This is a genomic window from Dyadobacter chenwenxiniae (genome assembly GCF_022869785.1).
In the GTDB taxonomy this organism is placed as follows: Bacteria; Bacteroidota; Bacteroidia; order Cytophagales; family Spirosomataceae; genus Dyadobacter; species Dyadobacter chenwenxiniae.
Map to the genome: position 1 here is coordinate 843,725 of NZ_CP094997.1, position 21,220 is coordinate 864,944.

The following is a 21,220-nucleotide window of genomic DNA, read 5'->3' on the forward strand; positions in this document are numbered from 1 at the left end:
TTTTTACTTTTAACAAAACACAGTTTATGAGACTAGAAGATTTGTTGACTGATGAGTTTTTAAAGCAGTTCAAGAGCCGCGAGACGCTCAATGACTTTCTTGGCCAGTTACAGAAGCGGGGCATTGAGAAAATGCTTGAAGGAGAGCTGGATGGGCATTTGGGATATGATAAGCACGAGCAGTCGCCCAACAGCAATTCCCGTAACGGCTATGGAAAAAAGAGGGTCAAGACCAGCTATGGCGAGTCGGAAATACGTATGCCCCGCGACCGGGACGCGAGTTTCAATCCGATGATTGTTCCCAAGCGGGAAAATATGGTAGATGGGGTCGAAGAGGTGATTGTATCGCTATATGCCAAGGGAATGAGTGTTGCCGATATCGAAGATCAGATCAGGGATGTTTACAATTTTGAAGTATCGACATCTACCATCAGCCGTATCACTTCCCGGATAGCAGAAGATATTGTCAGTTGGCAAAACCGGCCTTTGGAACCCGTTTATTTGATTGTCTGGATGGACGGTATTGTCTTCAAAGTACGTGAAAACAGCAAGGTAGTCAACAAGACAGTTTACATCGCTGTTGGGCTTAAACGCGATGGTTACAAGGAAATCTTAGGCATGTGGCTTGGTAAAAATGAGTCTGCAGCCTACTGGATGAGTGTTTTGACAGATATGAAAGCCCGCGGGTTACAGGACATCCTGATCACGGCAACAGACAATCTTAATGGTTTTACCCAAACAATCCGGTCTGTTTTTCCTGACTCTGCTACTCAGATTTGCGTAGTCCATCAAATCCGGAACAGTTGTCGGTATGTGGTTTGGAAAGATAAAAAGGAGTTTAGCCGTGATTTGAAAGACATTTACGGTGCCCCCACCCGGCAGGCGGCCTTAGCTGCCCTGGATAACCTTGAACTGAAATGGAACAGCAAATATTCCTACGCCATCAAAAGCTGGCGCGAGCACTGGGATGAGCTGACTGTCTTCTTTGATTTTCCATTAGAGATCCGCCAGATCATTTACACCACAAATCTCATAGAGAACCTAAATGGGAAAATTAGGAAGTACACAAAAAACAAGCTGTCGTTTCCTACTGATGAAGCAGTGATGAAATCCGTATATTTAGCCCTTAGAGAGGCTTCGAAGAAATGGACTATGCCCATCCGGAATTGGGGCATGATCCTGAATCAGTTTTTGACTATTTTTGAAAATAGGGTCAGGCTATAAGCTTCGCCCAACCCCGATTGAAAACTTTACACAGTTAATGCGATAGTCCCAATTTAGAATTGTTTTGCACTATTTTAACAGGGTTATTTTTCCTATGCGGGTTCATTCAAACGGTCGTATAAGTGAAATTTCCATGTCCCGCTGAAACCTGGCATTCAGTATCATCGCCGAGAAAGCATGGCCTTTTGAGATACATCTGGCTGATGATAATACGCATTTGCCAAACCATTGTGTCAGACGACTCAGCTCACTTATGCCATTTCATAGGGAAAATACGTATAGCAAAGCTCGCCCACATCATAAACATCATAAAGTTGGCTCTTGTTTTCCCATTGTTCCATATTACTGTCATTCGCCTGCTGCAAGTATTGGTGAGTAACTAGCGCGTATGTGTGTGAGTGGATATGGTTTTTTAAAAGGCGGTGTGTTTCGACAACCGCCTTCCCATAGATCTTGCGAAACCTGTCAACCTTAAATTCAGCAATCGCACCATAGTGCGCCACCATCTTTATAGATAACATCGCTACGTGAGGACAAATAAGCTTCCAGTGATCAATCAGCTCATTAAACGCAGCCAGCATGTTAGCCGTTTCCAATTATCCTGTGACTTTCAACGTCTGAATCAATTCATCAACTATTTCCAAATGATAGGTTAATACAATAGGGCTTCCTTCAAAATTTCCCGAAGTTTCTGCCATCAAAAGGCTTTCCGTTTCTTTTTCTTCAAAGCCGACAGGCTTTATTGTCGCCTTGTATCGCTCGTTAGAATCCGCTATCCAACGCTCTATTTCTTTTTTTCCGTTGTGCGTTTTTCCTTCATCGAAAACTACGGCTGTTTCAGAAAAACAATTGGCGTATGCGACGCTATCAAAGTTGTTTTGCGTTTCTACTAAATCGGCTACTACTTTTGGTAAGTTCATTTTTGTCTTTTTTTGAGGTTGTTAAATAGTGGGTACAGTTCCGCCGTCAATGACATATTCTGTCCCTGTGAGGTAACTCGCTCTTGGCGAAACCAAAAAGCCAACAAATTCAGCCACTTCTTCTGGTTGGGCAGGTCTTCCAAAGGGTATTCCACCCAATGCATCCATCACCCCCTGTTGCGCTTCTTCTACGGTACTATTCGCGTTTCTTGCAAGTTCGCCCAGCCAGGCTTCTGATGCTGTCGTATTAATCCAGCCTGGGGAAACAGTCAGCACGCGAACACCCGAAGACGCAACCCCGTTGGATAAGCTTTTACTGTAATTTCTCAATGCTGCTTTTGCGGCTGCGTATGGCAAAGTTGAATCGTACAAAGGCAGTATGCCCTGTATGGAAGCAATGTGAATGATAACACCACTCTTTCGATCGATCATTTGTGGTAAAAATCCTCTGTCCAGCCGAACCGGGGCAAGCAAATTGGCCTGTAGCGTTGATTCCCAATCTTCATCACTCAATACAGCAAATCCACCGGCAGGCGTTGATGACGATCCAAGATTGTTTACCAGAATATCCAGCTTTCCATAAGCCGATAGCACCTCGCTTACCACCTTTTGTGATCCCTCCGCCTTACTTAAATCAGCGGAAATGAAATGCAACTTCTCGTTTTGCTCTTCCGGTGCGTTCCTTGCGGTAATAATCACAGTTGCGCCAGCTTGTAAAAGCCTTTCTGCAATTGCTCTTCCGGCTCCTTTTGTACCCCCGGTTACCAAAGCAATCTTGCCTGATAATTCATTGTTAAAATTAAACTGTTCCATTGTATTGTCCTTTGCTTAAAAATGAATGATAGGACAAAATTGGCGTGTAAATGAAGTTTAGACAAGTACGGAATTACGATTCATATAGGGATAAATTGATCCCCTATTGCACTAACTGATACATACGCTTAATTTTGAAATATGTATGAAAGAAAGACAACACCAAACCTGAATTGCGGACTTGACCTGATCGGGGAAGTGCTTTATGGCAAATGGAAAATCCGCTTGCTGTGGTTTATTGACCAGGGTTATCAACGCCCAAGCGAACTGCAACGCAAAATCCCCGACGCTTCCCGCAGGGTTCTGAATATCCAATTGAAAGAATTGGAAGATCATGAACTGGTTACAAGGAAAATTTATCCCGTCGTACCGCCAAAAGTAGAATACAGCCTAACGGATTTTGGTAAGACTGTAATCCCTGTAATCGCCGCATTAGGACAGTGGGGCGATGAACATGAGGACCGTTTGCGGGATGTGATTTTAAAACAAATTCTAATATCTGATTTGCACGATACCCTTGGGTAGCTTCGCGACAGCCAACAAACCTAAACAGGAAGCTTCGCAACATGATCTGACAGAGCTAGTTCCGCTAATCAAGTTTATGTTTAAATAATGAGATTTTAGTAGCAATATCCATGGTCATTGTCTAAAGACTATGGCAGAGTTAACGACATTCTGAGAAATTAGGCCAAATAATATTTCGTATGCTACTGGAATTTTGAACTCATAGCCCGATAAAGTTAATGCGTGATTATAACAAAGACTAAAATAAATAGCATCTCAACAAAATCTCCAAAATACGCGGCAGCTTCTAACGTGGGGCAGACGAGGGTATAACGTCTCACGTTCGAGCGTTTTGTGAGATTCTGAATTTTGTTGCCAAAACTGATTAGAGGAATGTCTCACCACCGATAACTAGATAAAATATAGTAGCAGAAGGTTGTTTCAAATCGCATCCCTACCACTCACTTTTTGAATATGACATCTATCAGTTCGTATCACGTAAGCTTCACTGACAGCAATGGTGTCACCTCGGATGCCAATAAACCGAAATTCCTCCTGACGCCCTTTAAATAAGGGTCTGTGCAAATCATTCAACACCACGTACTGGTTATTATTAAATACTCTATCCCCGTCCACGCGAATCGTGTCTGAAGTCGATACTCTGATAGTGTAAAAATCATTAAGAGCGGGGTTCCATTTTTACAACCTGTTAAAAATGCTGCTACCAGCATGATTATCAAAACTCTGTTCTGGATCTTTTTTTTAAAAGTTGGTTTCTACATAGAACCGATAATGTCTCAGTGGTTGCTTGACCTCGTGATTTTGCAAACCTCAATTATTTTAATATGAACAGAATCAAGAGGAATAAAAAGACGTTTCGAGTCCGTTTCTGTATCAACGTCTCAAAGATGTTTCAGTGGCATTGAATTTGTTTCCTAGGTTTGCAAAACACTTCTTTGAGTGATGAATCTGCAAACCGGCTATCTGCCACGTCTCAGCTAATGTCGGGTATTTTGGACACTTGCCGAACATGAACGCAATGTCATTGTACAGCGGACAAGAGCCGGGATAGATTCTGCCCGGGCACGTGGACGAAAAGGAGGCCGGCCAAAAAGGTTAGCCGTAAAATATCAAAAGATTGCACGTTCAGTAAAAAATCTTTATGAACTAGGCCAACAGTCCACAACTGAAATCATGAACTCGTTCCAGATTGGTGGTCGAAGAACATTTTACAAAGTGCTTCGTTATGCCGGCGTGATCATTAAACCAGTTGATCATTCAAAGCGCCAAGGATGATTAGAAGTCCAGGACGGCGAGCCGCGTAGCGATGCCTGGCATAATACTTTGCGGCAGCCGCACTGACCATTTACCAAAAACCTCAATCAATAATTTGAAAGGGTTTCCCGGATCTGGTTAGCACAGACTCTTTGAAATGTTGGGTTAAATTAAAAGTTAGAACCAAAAGTGCCGCGGGTTTGATTAGAATAATTTTTCTAGGATTAGGTACGCTACATCCAAATCTCAGCGCCATCTTGAGGATTTTATCAAGGTTAAAAGTTTGAAAATCTGCCTTTTCTGAAAAGTCCTACTCCCCAAGCATATTGATATGCTCCCAGCTGTGGGTGGATGTGGCCAGTATATTTTTTAATCATGCTTCCCGGTCCAACGGATTTTTACATTCTGACAGACTTCCAAATAAATAAAGAAGGTTCCAACAGTACATGAAGTTAGCAATTAACCCTTTACAGCCTTCTGCCGTAAGCTGTTCTCGGTATGTCGTCCCAATCAACTGTTGATTGCTACTGTTTTGCGCTTGCTATCCTTGTGGGTGCTGTTACATGCCCATTTTTTTTAGCTTTTTCACAACTCTGTAGTTACAAGCTTTGTTTTCTTTATATTCTATCTTATGCTCCGAAAGAAGTTGAGATACTATTTCCCTTGTTTCTTCTTCATTTAGGCCAACTTTTTCTCCGAGATCAATTTCATTTTGTTGACCGTTATCTTCTTTCAGTAAGTTATAATATCTGTTTTTATTTTCCATAAGTGGTTTGCTTTTTTGTCGCTATCATCATATGTGGGCTAAAAGGTAAAAGGTAAGGGTCATTTTCTGTTAACTGAATTAACTCTAACAATGTCTTCTTTCGTTTATCGTTTGACAAATTGATGAAAAAATCCTTATCAAGCCAGGCCAAACCTTCAACAGCGTAAGTGTTGAGATGGACTAATTCTTGACTGACGAACTCCTCTTTTAATTGAGCAGGTTTATAATAAAATGCTTCGGCTAAAAGCCAAGGGAAATCATCTGGTGGATTATGAATTCCAGAAGTTAATTCTTCTTTACACATTTCAAAAAATGGTTGTTTATGGATTAAACCATTTAAAAGTCCGACTAAAGTTGAAGCGGTGTAATTTATTGCAAATGCCAGTATAACTCCATCTTTTCTCAAAACACGTTTAGCTTCCTGAATGGTTAAATCTCTATCTTCCTGTTTTTGAAGGTGATAAAGTGGGCCATGAAGAATAATTAGTTCGGCATAGTTATCAGGAAATTCCAATTTCCGAGATTCTCCTAAATGAATGGAAAACTTGTTTTTTAATCTATTCGCTCTTGTTTTTGCTATCTTTATATGTTTAGGAACTGGTTCTACTAAATGAACTAAATGCCCTTTCTTAGCAAGCCATTCTGAATATTTCCCTGTCCCACCGCCAACATCAATAATTTTTGATGGACAATTAGGGGTATATTTTTCTATAAGTGATTTATTTCTTTCAAACTCAAATACCCCCATTCCTTTATCAAGTCTGGTTTCTTCCGAGACTTTATTATAAAAGTGCTCTATGTTTCTGCTTATTAACTGTTTACTATTCATTTTTTTTCATCGTTTAATATCACAGTTGAGCCATTGGAGATAGCACAACGTGATAATGCAATTGATTGAGGTCAATTGTTTTGATTAAGAATCAAGGAAATAAAGAGAGTACTATCTGAGTATTTAAATTAAAAAGCTTCAATACTCTCACGACTCGGCTTTTCAGCGAGTTAGTCCTATTGATAGGATGCAGATAATATGTTATGAATAATAAGGCAGGTTGCAAATATAAAAATAAAGAATTGATTTGTTGGCTCTGTCAACTTTTTTTCAATGGCGGGTAACGGTTGGGCTTCGCGAGAATGTGCTTCTGACAATCCTATCAAGGTTCGCTCCTGGATCAAGTCACGTTCAGACTCTGCCAAAACCCTAAACGGGTGAAACACCAATTTACCCGTCGCAATGTATATTTAGATAATTCGTGCAGGCTTCGCAGTGCACTACCTTGATTTTCAGGCCCATCACCCAGTCAATTAGATCTCTTCCGTGATCTGCCTAGTCCGTTAACCAAGCGTAGATTTCAATCAGTATTCCTTGATCACTTTGATATCATTTCTAACCTTTAATGCATGATCGCCCACGTGTTGGGCCTGGTTTAAAGAAACAGGCAAAAGCTTCACGAATGGATATTATGGTTATATTAAAAGATTGTATATAAAGTGCCGTCGTCCCTGTTAGGACGCTGGAATGAAACTTTTTGGGCAAAAAATCTTGTAGGCCTATCTGCAAACACTTTAATGGCAGAATCTTACTAACATTTTCAAAGATCGTGCTGAGATTTAAATACAGCAGATCTACACCTGCCAACTGTACTGTTCTAACTTTAATTTAACCCATTTCATCTCCAATGAAAGGAATTGCACTCTCAATATTAGTTCTACTAGCAATTGTAGTTTTGCTATTTATGAACAAACCTGCCACTAGAAATGGTGGCTCTATACCAATAGAAACACAGACAGTTGAAAAGGATGTACAACAAGATACCCGATAAAATAACTGTAAAATCTGCAATGACGGACAAATCCGAACGTGACTCGATTCAATATTCTGAATTTGTTCCCAAAGAAGCCACCTTTAATATACCAGAAGGGATAAACAGAAGTCGTTTTGTAGTGGCCTTTTATGATTCACTTTGCAAATGCCCGACTGCAATGGCCTACGACGATTCTAAAAAAAAGAGGGCTTCAAGAATCACATTTTACCCAGATGGAACAACTGATCGGAAGAAGCTGATTCCGATTTCAGCGTCTTCATTTGGAGAGCGATTTGAAGATTGGCCTGACGACAGCCGCATTACGAAATTTATCCTGAGATTGTACAATACATTCATACAAGCGGGAGCATCGGGGCAACTTACGACGTTTTGAAAGTTGATTCGGTACCTACAGTTCCCATAAATGCCTTATGATTAAACACCTTCTTGCTGCCAGCTAAGAAACAAAATGGGAGAAGTGAGCTCTCCTTGTATGTTAAAAGATGGCGGCTAGATTTACACGTAGTAAACGTCTCACTAGAAAAACGGCTCTACCGAACCCGCGGTACTTTTCGTTCAATCTTTTAATTTAACCCAATGTTAAATTCACATTTAATTCCAGATTCAACCCTATAATCACAACTTAGGTATCCATGAAAGGCATCGAACCGGCACCAACTATCTTTTCACTGTGGTTGTTAAATTTGATTTTGATAACTACTTCACCTGTTTTTGGGCAAATCCGGCATGCCCACCCACAAAGTGATACTTACGCAGGCCTAATAACTGAATCTGAGGAGTACTTTGCAGAAAAACTAAAAACGGATAAAATTATAGGACTCAGCGCGGCAATTATCATGGATGGCAAGGTGGTTTGGAAGGAAGGATTCGGCTATTCCGACCGACAGACCAAAGTCCCTATGACGGTTAACACTGTAGTTAATATAGGCTCCGTAACAAAGACTTTTACCGCGCTTAGTGTCATGCAATTGCAGGAGTGTGATCTTCTCAATATCCAGAAGTCCCTAACAACATATCTTCCAGAATTTCATCCGCTGGCACGCCCAGGGATTCATCTGGATTCGATCACCGTGAAAACGCTCATTACGCACACTTCCGGTATCCAGTCAGATATATGGAAGAATTCAGATCTCGGTTCGGGGAAATATACAGACGTGCTCGGTTTCATCAACCATACTCACCTGGTTTATCCGGCAGGATTGGCGGGACTATATTCCAATGCTGGCTACAACATCCTGGGGCATATGATCAAAGATGTTACCAAGACACATTATGCAGATTATGTACATAAAAATATCTTTAATGTGTTAGGGATGAAGCACTCAGGCTTCGCAATGGACCGGCTTAAAAATCGTACAAAAATTTATGCGTATGGCCAGCAGGCCCAAGAGTATGAATTACGGGACATTGCCTCCGGGGGTATTTACACGGATATGAACGACTTCACCAGATATGCTATCGGCCTGTTACAGGCCTACCGTGGTGAATCTACCCGGCTGCTTAGGCAAGCAACAGCAAAAGAAATGTTTTCCCTGCAAAACGCCCATGTGCCATTGGAAACAAATAAGAAAGGACTTGGCTGGTTTATGTTCCGCAATGATTCAACTTTTGCTGTATACCATGCGGGTAGCGCCGGCTTTACACACGCCAAACTACTATTGATACCCGAAAGTAATGCAGCCATAATAGTGATGACAAATACCGCCGAAGGCGGACAGGCGGCTGAGAATTTTTGCTTTAATCTGCTACCCAGATTCGGATTAAGTATCCCTGACCTGTTTCCTGTACCTAATACCCATTTAGTTAGTACGGAAAAAGACCTGGTTGTTCTTCCTGACAGCGTGTTGGAGAGATATTCCGGGATCTATGCCGAATCAAGCTCCTATAACGTTGTTAGAATGGATAGCCACCAACTTATGCTGGCAAACGGTGGGGCAAAGCTTGTGTTGAAACCTGTTAGTGAAACGGAATTCATTCCTTACGACATTAAAACCACAGACACTATTCCCAGAAGTAATCAGCGTCTGATTTTTAAAGACATTAACGACAACATCTTTCTTTCTCGAAGAGTGAAAGGAAGGGAATATAATCTGGGATACCGCCTGACGCCGATTGATCCTGCGACATGGGCGAAAAAAACTGGCATCTATGAACATTACGGATATCAAATGTTGATTGGGGACAGTAAATTCAAGAGCACTGAATTGTATTTGTCAACAGACAGCGTGCTTATGCTCAGGCTTAAAACAATGGGTAGTTCTAATGAGATCCCACTGGATGTAATCGATTCTGGTTACGCATTGACCAGTGGGGTAAATTCTGGTTTTGGAGGTTTTAACGTGAAATTCCGTGAAGATGATTCGTATCACATCCTCGAATTCGCTGGACTCAGTTTTCGAATGCCCAAGTAAATTGGGTTAAATTAAAGCTAGAACTGCAGCGGCCAAAAGCTCTGGTTCTAAAATACCAGAAGATAGCGCATTTAGTGAAGAACCCAATTAGCTCATCATACCACAGCTGAGATCATAGACTCTTTTCAGATTAGAAGCCGCAGGACGTTTTACAAATATTCCGGGATAGTATTAAGTTTGCCGAACGCGACAAATCCATTCTTTTCATAAAATCGGATCGCCTTCGGGTTTTCTTCCCAGACGCCCAGCCAGAGAAGGGTTTTGTTCTCCTGGTGGGCGACAGCAAGTGCCCGCTCATAGAGCTTTTGCCCTACACTCTTACCGTGGTAGGCGTTCTTGACGTAAATGCGTTCAATTTCAAGGGCAGTCTCGCCCTGCGGCTCAGTCTGTGCCTCGCCTGTATTGATTTTCAAATACCCGATAGGGGCATTACCTTCCCAAGCAATGAAAAATTGAGAGTCGGGATGGCTTAGCTCTGCCAAGACTTTCGCATCGTTAAAATTTTCCGTTAGATATTTTTGCATGTCCGCTTCGGTGTTGGCTTCGGCGAAGGTTTCAAAAAATGTTTCCCGCCCGATCTGTTGGACCGTGGACAGATCGGCTAGTTCAGCTTTATGAATGGTTATTTGTGTCATGTTCATTCTTTTATTTCTAGCATGGTTTTGTAACACCAGCCCCTCTACAACTGACTCCAAATCTAACCCATAATCGGACTAGTACCATAGTCCGTTTTTAAAATATTCAGTCGTCTAATAGATTTCAAGTCTAAATGATTCACCGACTATACAATCTAACATCTTGAAATAATCCGTTAGCTAAAACGTAATTAAAAATATTTCACAAATGTAGGTTTGGAGCTGATCAATGCCTTTGGAAGTTTGATTTACTTTGAGTCTGGCACTTAAACTGTACTTTCAGAGGAATGAACACAGAACAAGCGGGAAGGAAAAGTCCTGCTTTCAAATTTTTACTTTCCGTTTACCGTTCGGTTAGCTGATTAAAATAAGAATATAATTGGCTTACTATAAAAATTAATAAATCAGAACTTAACCGTTGTGCGGTTAGCAAAGTAGTGCGTGTTTAATGCGTCCGAGTGGTTTGTTTGCCAGCGAGTTGATTGCTTTCAGAATTGAGACAGAAGCTATTTTGGCGACAATTCGGGCAAATAGCCCATCTGAGGCCTTCGCGTAGTTGCGTTTAATTAATTGCTGATCGCATAGCTGTGAAAAGAGAGTTTCGATTGTTTTACGGGTTTTCCGGCGCTGGTAATTCCATAGATTTTGGATTTTCATATTGGCTTTTAATGGGGTTATTATTTTCACGCCTACTTGCTGGAATAAAGCGAGTTGTTGGTCGGCTGAAATATAACCTCGATCCGCAAGTAGTTCACATTCAGGCAAATTGTCATATTTCAAGAATGGAATGTATTGAGAATCATGCATACTTGCAGTGGTCATACCTGCTGCAAACGGAAAGCCGCTTTTAGAAATTACCAAGTGCATCTTAAAGCCATGGTAGCAACTCTTATGACTTGCGTGCCAAGCCGTCGACGGCATAACCAAGTCATCATCACGACAAATTTTCAGCCGGGCAATTCGAGGTTTTTGGCAAATCGGTACGGGTATTGAGTCAATAATGTATTCACCGTCGCTTCCGGAAAATTTTAAACAGACTAGTTTTGACAATTGCGCCGTCCTTTCTGAAAGCCCGCGCCGCCTTCTGTTATAATTTGTTCTGTGAATCAAGTCTGGAAACAGTTTCGATACCCAGAGCGAAGCTTACTAAAAAGCCAATTTTCCGAATCAATTGATAAAGATTCGGTAAAGCATGACAGGGTAATTATCTGTATATCAGACATTTTAGGTTTGTTAGGGTAAAATCTAAAATTACCGTCGGTGTTGATTTCGTCCCGAAAAACCGATTTGGCAATCGCCAAAAATTTGCTGAAATTGGCCTTAAGATTGTGCATCGTTAATATGGTTTGGTACCCTTATTAACTTACTGAATTTCAGGAAAATGCACAATCTTTTTCCATTTAAATTTCAACCGTACAACGGGTTTAAATTAGTTTCTTTTTGTTATTTTTTGTAACGGGTGAATTCGCTTAATTCTCTCTGGGGGACGTCTATTGGTGTTATGATTCGATTGTTACCTTCCACATAATTCCAAATTTGTCAATACAGATACCATAGTACGATCCCCAAAATGTCAAATCCATTGGGATCTTGATTTGTCCGCCTATAGAAAGTTCATTAAATAGTCTATCCGCTTCTTCTTTGTTGTCGGTATGGATAATAAGCGAGAAGTTGCTGTAAGTCAATAGCTCTGTATACGCTTCACGGTTGTCAGATCCCATTAGAACTGTTTCATTGCTGATCGGTAGAGAAACATGCATGATTTTTTCATCTGCTTCCTGAAAAACTTGTCTGTCTGTTTGGGGAACATCTTTATAGCGTCCGATGTATGCAAACTCTTTTTGAAAAGCTGATTTGTAAAAATTGAATGCTTCTTCGCAATTTCCGTTGAAGTAGATGTAAGGATTTAGGGTTGCCATAAAGTTGTTCTGATAGTGGTTAGAAGTTGGCTTAAATGACGGATAAACACAAAATTTGTCATGAAAGAACAGCGTCGGTTAGGTTTTCTGGAAAAACACCAATAGGAATTAGCACGGTAGGTAAAAGTAGTAAATGAATAGATAGCTTCTTTGTTCCTTCACTGAGTTGGTTTTCGATAAGTGTGTTGGCAGTCGACGGAAGTCGTCTTAATCTCCCCAATCATGAGAGTACTCAAAAAAACACTGTATATCATACAGGAAACTCTGAATATCCTTAAGTAAACGACACCAAGGAGAAAACCAGCCTAAAGAACAGAAATGGACATGGCTGCATCGAAAAAAAGGAAGCGTATTGAGACATCATTTCGCAATTCTGTGATCAGTTTGTGATCAAAAAAAACTATGCTAAAAAGGTCAGCGGACTGTATGCCAGAATTGTCTCAAAAGTCGCTGCTTTCTATTTTGTTTTCAGATTCGAAATGATATTCAGAAGCTACTCTTTTATTACTTTCCTGGTTTCAGAAATAATTCCATTCTCAAACTTTACAACGTTTAAACCAATATTCAGCTTTTCGATCGAAATTTTATTCAATCCAACTTGTAAAAATTTACTTTTAAACGAGATTACTTTTCCACTTAAATCATAGGTGGTAATGTTCCAGATTCCTTTTTCTGTTGCTTTAATTTCAATGTACACTTTGCCAGTTCCTGGGTTGGGATAGAAATTGCCAACAATAGATTTTTCTGCATCGTTTTCTATTGCAATCATTCTTGAGAAGCTGTAAGTTCCATCCATACCGCCCGCGGCCCGATCTATCATTTTAAGGCGATAATAGGCCTTCCCTCCGGGGGCGTTCGAATCAAGGAACGTATAATTGCCTGACGCATTCGGCTCCTGGATGCCTATTTTTTCAAATACTTTTGCATTCACACTTCTCTGGATTTCGAAATGGCTGAAATCGACTTCTGAGCTGGTTTTCCAGTTAAGTTCATTGTCTTTCTCTGTGGCTTTTCCTGTGAAAGAAATTAAAGTAACTGGTAAAGGTTGTGCAATTGATTTAGCCAGAAAACCACTGAAACCCGTAACTGGAAATGTGACTTCCCAAATGGAATTTGTTGCATTCCAAACAAAAGTGTATGCGCCCGTATTCCAGGAATTTCCTTCACCCGGAATATATGTTGGTGAGCCTGCATAACCCAGGCCTGTCGGACTGGTTCCCGCATATTTCAGGATTTGGAAATTGGCAATTTTTGCGGCATCAGATGGGCCGGTTGGCAATAAGCCGCTCGTTATGGTCCCATTATACGCATTGAAATCGGCTTGTGAGTAATACAAGGTTACGGTACCGGTTGCCGTATTTGGGTTGGTGCCTGGTGTAATTTCATAATGCCTTGGCACGTAAATGAATGGCGGAGTTGTTTCAGTCCAGCTTTTAATAGTAGCATCCGTAAAGCCGGTTGTAGGCACCACTTTGGCTATATATTGGCAATTGTTGACTACCAACGGCGTAGTGGCTACGTTTTGTGTATGGGTTGTAGCTGATGTGGGGAGGGAAACCGGCGCCACATTCACAGTTACAGGCGTTGATGAAGCTTTTAATGAACTGCTGGTACAGGTCACTTCGCAATAAAAATTACCTGTGGTTGTAATTGTTGTCGTACAGGTGGCATCTGTTGCACCCGTAATAGCACCGCCATTATTGAACCACTGATAGGTAATTCCGTTGGTAATTGTTGGTGGAGATGATAGTGACAAGGTAATGCTTGTATTGGCACACACATTGTTTTGGCTAACCACTGTATTGCCAGCAGTAGGCGTGTCACTACAAGTCGGAGCAACAATATTGACAAAATAATCTTCCGTTTCACCACCGCCATAACCACCGCATGCAGAAGCATCTATCTCTCCATTGCCACATATGACTCTCATGCGTGTCAGACCTAACAAAGCAGTTTCCGGAATTGTGATTGAACCCGTTAAAGTATAGTTTGGGGAATAGTTATCTCCTGCATAATATACTCTTTCCTCGGGCGAGTCAAAACTTCCATTGTGGTTGTAATCGATCCAAACAGATGTTGCGCTGGGTTCATAAGAATTACAAATGCCTATCTGAATAGAGACTGGAATAGCATTGGATATCGCAAGATTCGGAGCAACCACCAAGGAAGTGTAATCCGAAAACCTGTTTAGTATAGACCCCGCACCACCAGTTGAACCACAATTGGAGGAGTTATTTAATTCGCCAATCGTTACATTAAATATGTCCTCAGCTTCCGGATCATTTGATACAGAGGTGCAAGGACAGTAAAGGTAGGGCTCTCTCACAGCAACTGGTATTGATCTGGTTGTGTTTTCACCGTTGGGACAGGTCACATCACAATAAAAATTATCGGCACTTGTAATGATCGCGGTATAAGTTTCATGCGTAGCGCCAGCAATCAGGCCCGCATCATTATACCATTGATAGGTATTGCCTGAGGTAATGATAGAAGGACTGAGAGAAAAAGTAAAGCTCACCTGCGGACAAACCGGGTTTTGCGTAGCGATTGTGTTAGTTTGTAGCGGGAAGCCACCGCAAGGCGGAGATGGTGCAATATTCACCAGATAATCTTCTGTTTCTCCCGGACCATAATTTTGACAAGCAGAATTTATTGCCAGATTACCTTCATTGGTAACAATCCTCATACGGGTCACACCTGTTAATGCGGTTTGGGGGATTGTGAAGGACCCAGTTGCAGTATACCCGGCAAAACCTGTTTCTTGAAATATAAATTCACCTGGACTCTCAAAAATGCCATTACGGTTGTAGTCAATCCAGATGGCGGTATGGGCATAAGTGGCACCTCCGCCGACCGTTACTGAGAATGGAATCGTGGCTAATTTATTAAACACCGGTGCATTCACCAAGGTTGTAAAGTCAGAATAACTTCTTAATATCGATCCCGGCCCGCCGGTTTCAAAAGGAGTAGTTGAATGATTTAGCGTTCCTGCTGTTACATTATAAATATCCAGACCTCCATTAATGTCAGCAGTAGAAGTGCAATAACATGTCAGGACAGAAACAGGAATTGATCTTGTTGTTTTTTCTCCTGTTGGACAGGTTACATCACAATAAAATTCATCCGGACTTGTAATGGTTGCAGTGTAAGTTTCATTTGTGGCACCGGCAATTAGTCCGGCATTGTTATACCATTGATACGTAGTACCGCCAGTACTAATGGATGGGCTCAGAGAAAAGGTGTATTTAGCTTCCGGACAAACGAGGTGTTGCGTGGCAATTGTGTTCGTTTGTACCGGGCTGCCGCTACAAGCAACAGGTACTGCGATACTGACTAAATAATCTTCGGTTTCTCCCTCACCATAATTTCCACAAGCAGAGCTTACTGGCGTTTGACCGGCAGTGGTAATAATTCTCATCCGGGTAGTACCCGTCAAAGCGGTGATTGGAATCGTGAAAGATCCGTTAAGCGTATGGTTTTCAAAATTTGATTCCGCTGTTTGATAAACCCGTTCATCCGGGCTCTCAAAAATACCATTGTGGTTGTAATCAATCCAGATAGAAGTTCGGGCGTAACCGCCGTTTTCAGCGACTTGTATTGAAAATGGAATCGTAGCTAATTGATTAAACACCGGCGCAGCCACTAAGGTGGTAAAATCCGAATAACGATTTAATAGCGATCCGGGCCCGCCGGTTTGAGAAACGTTGGTTGAATTATTTAACGTTCCCGCTGTCACATTGAAAATATCCAAACCCGTGGTGCTGCCGGCAGCAGAGGTACAATAACATTCGGCGTATGGTGTCAAATTAATGGCGACCGGAGTGGATTGACCTGTTTGACCACTTTGGCTACAGGTAACCTTACAATAAAAATTATCTGTGGTGGTAATAGTTGCTGTATAGGTCGGATTGGTTGCACCCGAAACAGGGCCTGCATTATTAAACCATTGGTAAGTGAATCCGGTAGCATTTATATTATTCAGTGCGGATGACGAAGAAAAAGAGAAGTCAACGGTTTCATTAGAGCAAACAGTAGTTTGACTTGCCAAGGTGCTTCCTGGTGCAGGTGTGCCACTGCAATACACTGGTCCTGTGATATTCACCGTATAATCTTCTGTCTCACCGTCACGATAACTTCCGCACGGATTTACATTTGTATTTGCCGAAGCAATTACTCTCATACGCGTTGGGCCTAACAAGGCACTCTCCGGAATAATGAAGGAACCTGTTACATTATAAATTGCATCGGCGTTTGCGCCTGACTGATAGACGCGTTCATCGGGCGCATCAAAACTTCCATTTTGGTTATAATCGATCCAAATTGAAATCATGATATTTGTGTAATTGGTGCAACTAGTTATACCAACCGAAAAAGAGAGAGGGTTTAGTTGCGGAAGATTCGGAGCAGCAAGATTGGTGTAGTCCGAATAGCTATTTTGTATAGATCCTGTGCCACCTGTTGAACTACAATTTGAGGAATTGTTTAACGTGCCGATCTGTACATTTGAGATATCCTGACTATTACCTCCATTACCTCCTGTGGAGGCACAATAGCCTTGTGCGTAAATACTGCCAGCGGCAGCAGAAAGAAACACAGTCAAGCATAATAAAGACCGCCATATTCTTTGTAAGAAAAAGGGGGAAAGTGCATTCTCAGGCATTGAAACACAACCAGCCAAACCATGAACTGCGCGGTATTTGTTTAGTGCATTTGCTTTAAAGCTGTTGTCAAAAGAAAGCACAAATGTTCGTATATATGTTTTCATAAAATTTTTCAATTGAGTTTATAGTCTAAATTGTGAAACTGTTGTTGAATTTTTGAGCTATATACAACAGGGTCGCCCCAATTTGTAATCGGGGAGCAAATGGTCAGGCGTTTGCAAAATCGATAACATTACCCCGCAAATTGATATCAGATCTTCATCACTCCTTCACAACGCTCTGTGTATGCGAGCTCCCATCACTGGTTTGCACTTTCAGGAGATATTTCCCTGGTGCCAGATTTTTCAGATCCACTTCATTTGTACCAGTCAGATTCGTTTTGAGCCTAAGTCCGCCGCTTGTATCAAATACCGATAGTTCCTGTACATCACCTGCACCACTGAAATGCAATTTGCTTTTGACGGGATTGGGATAGGCATACATTGCTGTAAGTTCTTTGCTCCGGATACTGATGATGCGGCTATATGCAAAAGTCTGGTCGGTGTCGACCATTTTCAGTCGGTACAGATTTTCACCGCTCATCGGCCGGTTGTGAATGAAGTCGTACGTGGCCAGTGAACTGCTTTCCCTTTTGGCAGGTACTTTTCCTAAGGCCGACCATTTTTCGTTTCCAGTCCTCCTGTGTTCATTAATGAAATGATCGCTGTTGGTTTCGGAAGAGGTACTCCATTCCAAATCGGCAAAACCTTCGGCGTTCATTTTTCCTGAGAAATTGACCAGGGTAACCGGAAGAACTGCTTCACAAGCTTCCTGAACTTCTTCAAATGTATTGCATCCTGTTGCGTTGGCTGCGATGGATATCTGATCCGGCGATGTGCTGAGTAAGGAACAAACAGAAATGATTGCGCATGTGCTTAGAAGCGGGTTGCTTGAAATTTCCAGGTTTTCCGTTATTGTAGCGCCCTGGATAGCGCTTATATTAGTAAGAGCGTTATTTCCGCTGATCTGAAAGTATTGATTTACCTGCTTGAGACCTTCAAGTCCGCTCAGATTGGTAAGTGACGGGTTATTACTGATTCTGATACCAAGTCCTATGGTCTCGAGCGCCGAGAGTCCAGCCAAACTAGTCAGCACAGCGTTATTGAAGATTTGTATAGTACCACTAAAATTGACCATTTTAGGGAAATTTGGCAGGCTTTTCATTTTGGCGTTGTCTTGGATGTACATTGTATTGCCTACGTCGGTTAATTCGGCTAACGTACCCGGAGTCACCAGCCCAGAATTATCCCGTATATACATAGACTTGACAACAGAGGTAAGTGCGCTCAACCCGCTGATGTCAACCAGTGAAGCATTAAAGTAAATATCGAGATCTCCTCCAATCTGTTCGAGTTTCGGGAGGCCATTGAGGTTGACCAGTAAAGCATTACCTACAATATAAAGATCTTCTCCAATATGCGTGAGTTTCGGGAAATTGGGCAGGCTCGTCATTTTGGCGTTACCTTCAATAAACAGCATAACCCCTACGTCGGTTAATTCGGCGAACGTGCCCGGAGTCACCAGTTTAGGATTGCCCCCTATGTACATTAACTTGCCAACGGAGGTAAGTGCGCTCAACCCGCTAATATCGACCAGGGAAGCATTATTGATAAATTGGAGATATCCTCCAATCTGCTCGATTTTTGCTAGGTCATTGAGGTTGATCAGTGAAGAATTATTGATGATTTCGAGGCCACCATCCAATTTTTCCAGCGCCGAGAGTCCTGCTAAACTAGTCAGTACAGGATTAGACAAAATTCGCATATTACCACTAAAATTTACCACTTTGGGAAAATTAGGCAGGTTTGTCATTTTCGCATTGTCCTGGATATACATCGTATTGCCTACGTCGGTTAATTCGGCTAACGTACCCGGGGTCACCAGTTCAGGATTGTTCTGTATATACATAGACCCGACAATGGATGTAAGCGCGCTCAAACCGCTGATGTCGACCAGTAAAGCATTATTGTCGATATTGAGATCTTGTCCAATCTGTTCGAGTTTTGCGAGGCCATTGAGGTTGACCAGGTTGTTGTTGGATGAAATACTAAAACTACCGGTAACACCTTTCAGATTGGCAAGGGGCAGCAGACTGGTAACGTCACTCGCATTAATCCGCAGATTTCCATCGATAATCAGGTTGGGGCATGACCCATATAAGGTTTGAAAGTTGTTGACATCAGCCTGAGAGTTAAGATCAATACTCCCAGGCAGGGGGCATTGCGCGCTCACTTGGAGCCACAAAAGCATCAGAAAAATGGAGGCAGATAGTTTTTTCATTTTTGAGTTATTAAGTCGGCTGTGTGATATCAGCAAATAACGTTTTGCCACTTTCGTCCAGCACTTTACCTGTTTTCGCTTCAAATCCTTTGGACCGGAATGTTCCATGCTGAATAACAATAGGTTCGGTGTGGTCTGCACAAGCTTTTATAAAAAGCGGAAGTATTACGACATTGAGCAAATAATCATTTCTTGCATTTCAAAGGGTATTGATTTTTGTGAAAATGTGGAGCGATAAATAACTTCAGGTAAATTCATAGATCTGAAAAGCGATCCGCCTGGAAGTAACCTGAGAAGTTGCCGAACTTATATAGTGGCCGGATTTATTGAAGACAAAGGAAGCGAAGCGTGCTGCAAAGCACAATAGCAAATTCTTGCTATACGCAGGGTTTTATTGGTTCTAAAATCTCTTTTGTCGACAACTTAATAATAAGCGGCGACATCGTAGTCTTGATATCAACTTTACCCTTACACTAGAGATTGATGACAGAAAGTTTTGTAGAATTGTCAGTCTCGAAAGTGAAAAATTAACTTTGAAATTTAAACGTACGGGCGATTATGAAGGAGCACTGTAAGTATCCCTATCACGCGCTGCTTCTCTTCAAGAGAAATAATAATACTATTTTATCGCTTCTACAACAATAGTAATAAAGTTCAATATTTATATAAATATAGCAGTATATAAGACAACTTAACAAAGTTGTGAATTCTGAGTTTTGGGTATTTGCAAAACTGGCAAACCAAACTCATTGGGAAAAGTAGTTGTATTATATTGTTCATCCCAAGGCAAACCTCGAATGTAGATAAAAAAAGACAAGCGCAAATTGCGTTTGCATCAGTGGCAGCCTATACCAATTGAGATTCTCAAAAAATAACCGGGCATTGTTGCTCGGTTATAATCACATTAGAGTTGATTTATTTAAGTGTTATTTATTGTAAAACAATTCTGGTCTTTTCTATTTTTTGGTCTGTACCTTTTCCGGGCATTACATGAAGATAATAGGTTCCACGCGGTAAATCACTTACATCTAACTCAATCTTATGTCCATCTTTGACAGCTTTGTTTTTATAAATATCCTGAATCAGAAGTGACTTACAGGTTTTTTTGAACTTTCATTATAAAGTTCAACCGTTCTGGCAACTGTAGTAGGCCAATTGTCATACAAAAGAGCCTTTTTTGACCAAAAACCGCAGGTATGACAAAAACAATTAACAAGATCAAGTAAATAGTTTTCATAGATTGGTGAGTTAAGAAGAAGAAATGTTACTCTGTCATAGCTATCTTATACTCTGATAGGTTCAAGTTATAATAGATTTGACCCGGATAGTAATAGGTTATTTTTTCAGAGTACTTATAATATTTTCCACTGAATATAATTTTAAGCCCACCCTTTTTTAACTCATCAGGTATATTGCAAATTACCCCAACTTCCATTGAATCATATGTACCATCTATTCCTACTAAAAACGGTACTTTTGGTTTGTAGAATCATATTCTATTCTCCCATTTTGCTCCAATACATCTTTGACAAATTGCTCATTTAAATCACAAGAGAGCTCATTTTGTTTAAGCGGCACAACAAACGCCAAGACAAGTGCAGCCTGAGAACAGCAGGGCGAACTAGTTTGGCCACTTCTCTGGTTTACACTTCCTGAAAATTGGAAAGCCTACACGAATAGGAGTTTGATTGTTCGGTTTCCCAGGTACTATAATACTGAGCTAACCATATCACATAATTTATATTGCAACATTGGAGCCAAAAAATCTGATTTCACTGGCGTAATCCGAGACCACTGTGTAGCGTATCGGGATGCTTTTAACTTTGCGCTTAATCTAATGAAAACCGAAAAATCATTAAAGAACAATTAATTATTATCCCGTCCAGATTTAAACCGCTCTCTTGAGAAATGCGGATAATTGGTAACTTTCCCAATCTCTATAACCAAGCTT

14 protein-coding genes and 1 pseudogene are annotated in these 21,220 nt (G+C 41.2%); 4 read left to right on the top strand and 11 right to left on the bottom strand.

The genetic code is table 11. The annotated features are described in order from the left end of the window. Positions 1–26 precede the first annotated feature (26 nt). Positions 27–1,223, top strand: coding sequence for an IS256 family transposase (locus MUK70_RS03535; protein ID WP_234658931.1), 1,197 nt, complete (start codon positions 27–29; stop codon positions 1,221–1,223). A 251-nt stretch (positions 1,224–1,474) separates the two neighbouring features. On the opposite strand, the gene MUK70_RS03540 is transcribed toward MUK70_RS03535, so the two are convergent. From MUK70_RS03540 to MUK70_RS03550, 3 genes are read right to left on the bottom strand one after another with little or no spacing between them, the layout of a single operon-like run. Then, positions 1,475–1,819, bottom strand: coding sequence for a DUF2652 domain-containing protein (locus tag MUK70_RS03540; RefSeq protein WP_234658922.1), 345 nt, complete (start codon positions 1,817–1,819; stop codon positions 1,475–1,477). Further along, complete coding sequence (locus MUK70_RS03545) at positions 1,820–2,143, bottom strand: nuclear transport factor 2 family protein (RefSeq protein WP_234658923.1); 324 nt, start codon at positions 2,141–2,143, stop codon at positions 1,820–1,822. A 21-nt stretch (positions 2,144–2,164) separates the two neighbouring features. After that, entirely contained in the window at positions 2,165–2,956 is a 792-nt protein-coding gene (locus MUK70_RS03550; RefSeq protein ID WP_244784662.1) for an SDR family oxidoreductase, read from the bottom strand. A 141-nt stretch (positions 2,957–3,097) separates the two neighbouring features. Between MUK70_RS03550 and MUK70_RS03555 the strand changes: the two genes are divergently transcribed. After that, positions 3,098–3,481, top strand: a complete 384-nt coding sequence (locus MUK70_RS03555) for a winged helix-turn-helix transcriptional regulator (protein ID WP_234658862.1) — start codon at positions 3,098–3,100, stop codon at positions 3,479–3,481. A gap of 1,813 nt (positions 3,482–5,294) precedes the next feature. On the opposite strand, the gene MUK70_RS03565 is transcribed toward MUK70_RS03555, so the two are convergent. Beyond that, the gene (locus MUK70_RS03565) at positions 5,295–5,501 is read right to left on the bottom strand and encodes a hypothetical protein (protein ID WP_234658863.1); all 207 of its coding nucleotides are present in this window, start codon (positions 5,499–5,501) and stop codon (positions 5,295–5,297) included. Further along, the gene (locus MUK70_RS03570; protein WP_234658865.1) at positions 5,491–6,330 is read right to left on the bottom strand and encodes a class I SAM-dependent methyltransferase; all 840 of its coding nucleotides are present in this window, start codon (positions 6,328–6,330) and stop codon (positions 5,491–5,493) included. Before MUK70_RS03570 ends, MUK70_RS03565 begins: the two co-directional genes overlap by 11 nt. A 968-nt stretch (positions 6,331–7,298) precedes the next feature. On the opposite strand from MUK70_RS03570, the gene MUK70_RS03575 reads away from it, so the two are divergent. Together MUK70_RS03575 and MUK70_RS03580 are read left to right on the top strand one after the other, a co-directional pair. Next, complete coding sequence (locus MUK70_RS03575) at positions 7,299–7,697, top strand: hypothetical protein (protein ID WP_234658867.1); 399 nt, start codon at positions 7,299–7,301, stop codon at positions 7,695–7,697. A 259-nt stretch (positions 7,698–7,956) separates the two neighbouring features. After that, positions 7,957–9,735 carry a serine hydrolase domain-containing protein gene (locus MUK70_RS03580; RefSeq protein WP_234658869.1) on the top strand — a complete coding sequence of 593 codons (1,779 nt, stop codon included), beginning with the start codon at positions 7,957–7,959 and terminating at the stop codon, positions 9,733–9,735. A gap of 149 nt (positions 9,736–9,884) precedes the next feature. On the opposite strand, the gene MUK70_RS03585 is transcribed toward MUK70_RS03580, so the two are convergent. The 6 genes and pseudogenes from MUK70_RS03585 to MUK70_RS31310 form a co-directional block, all read right to left on the bottom strand. Further along, positions 9,885–10,370 carry a GNAT family N-acetyltransferase gene (locus MUK70_RS03585; RefSeq protein ID WP_234658870.1) on the bottom strand — a complete coding sequence of 162 codons (486 nt, stop codon included), beginning with the start codon at positions 10,368–10,370 and terminating at the stop codon, positions 9,885–9,887. A 426-nt stretch (positions 10,371–10,796) separates the two neighbouring features. Further along, positions 10,797–11,704, bottom strand: a pseudogene (locus MUK70_RS03590) (IS982 family transposase). Between the two features lie 165 nt (positions 11,705–11,869). Beyond that, entirely contained in the window at positions 11,870–12,289 is a 420-nt protein-coding gene (locus tag MUK70_RS03595; RefSeq protein WP_234658874.1) for a VOC family protein, read from the bottom strand. Between the two features lie 493 nt (positions 12,290–12,782). Continuing rightward, a complete protein-coding gene (locus MUK70_RS03605; RefSeq protein ID WP_234658876.1) occupies positions 12,783–17,054 on the bottom strand; it encodes a GEVED domain-containing protein in 4,272 nt (1,423 codons plus the stop codon). Positions 17,055–17,211: 157 nt separating this feature from the next. After that, on the bottom strand, positions 17,212–19,269 hold the full coding sequence (locus MUK70_RS03610; protein ID WP_244784664.1) for a T9SS type A sorting domain-containing protein: 2,058 nt from the start codon (positions 19,267–19,269) through the stop codon (positions 17,212–17,214). Positions 19,270–20,199: 930 nt separating this feature from the next. Then, a complete protein-coding gene (locus tag MUK70_RS31310) occupies positions 20,200–20,355 on the bottom strand; it encodes a T9SS type A sorting domain-containing protein (RefSeq protein ID WP_510185830.1) in 156 nt (51 codons plus the stop codon). Positions 20,356–21,220 lie beyond the last annotated feature (865 nt).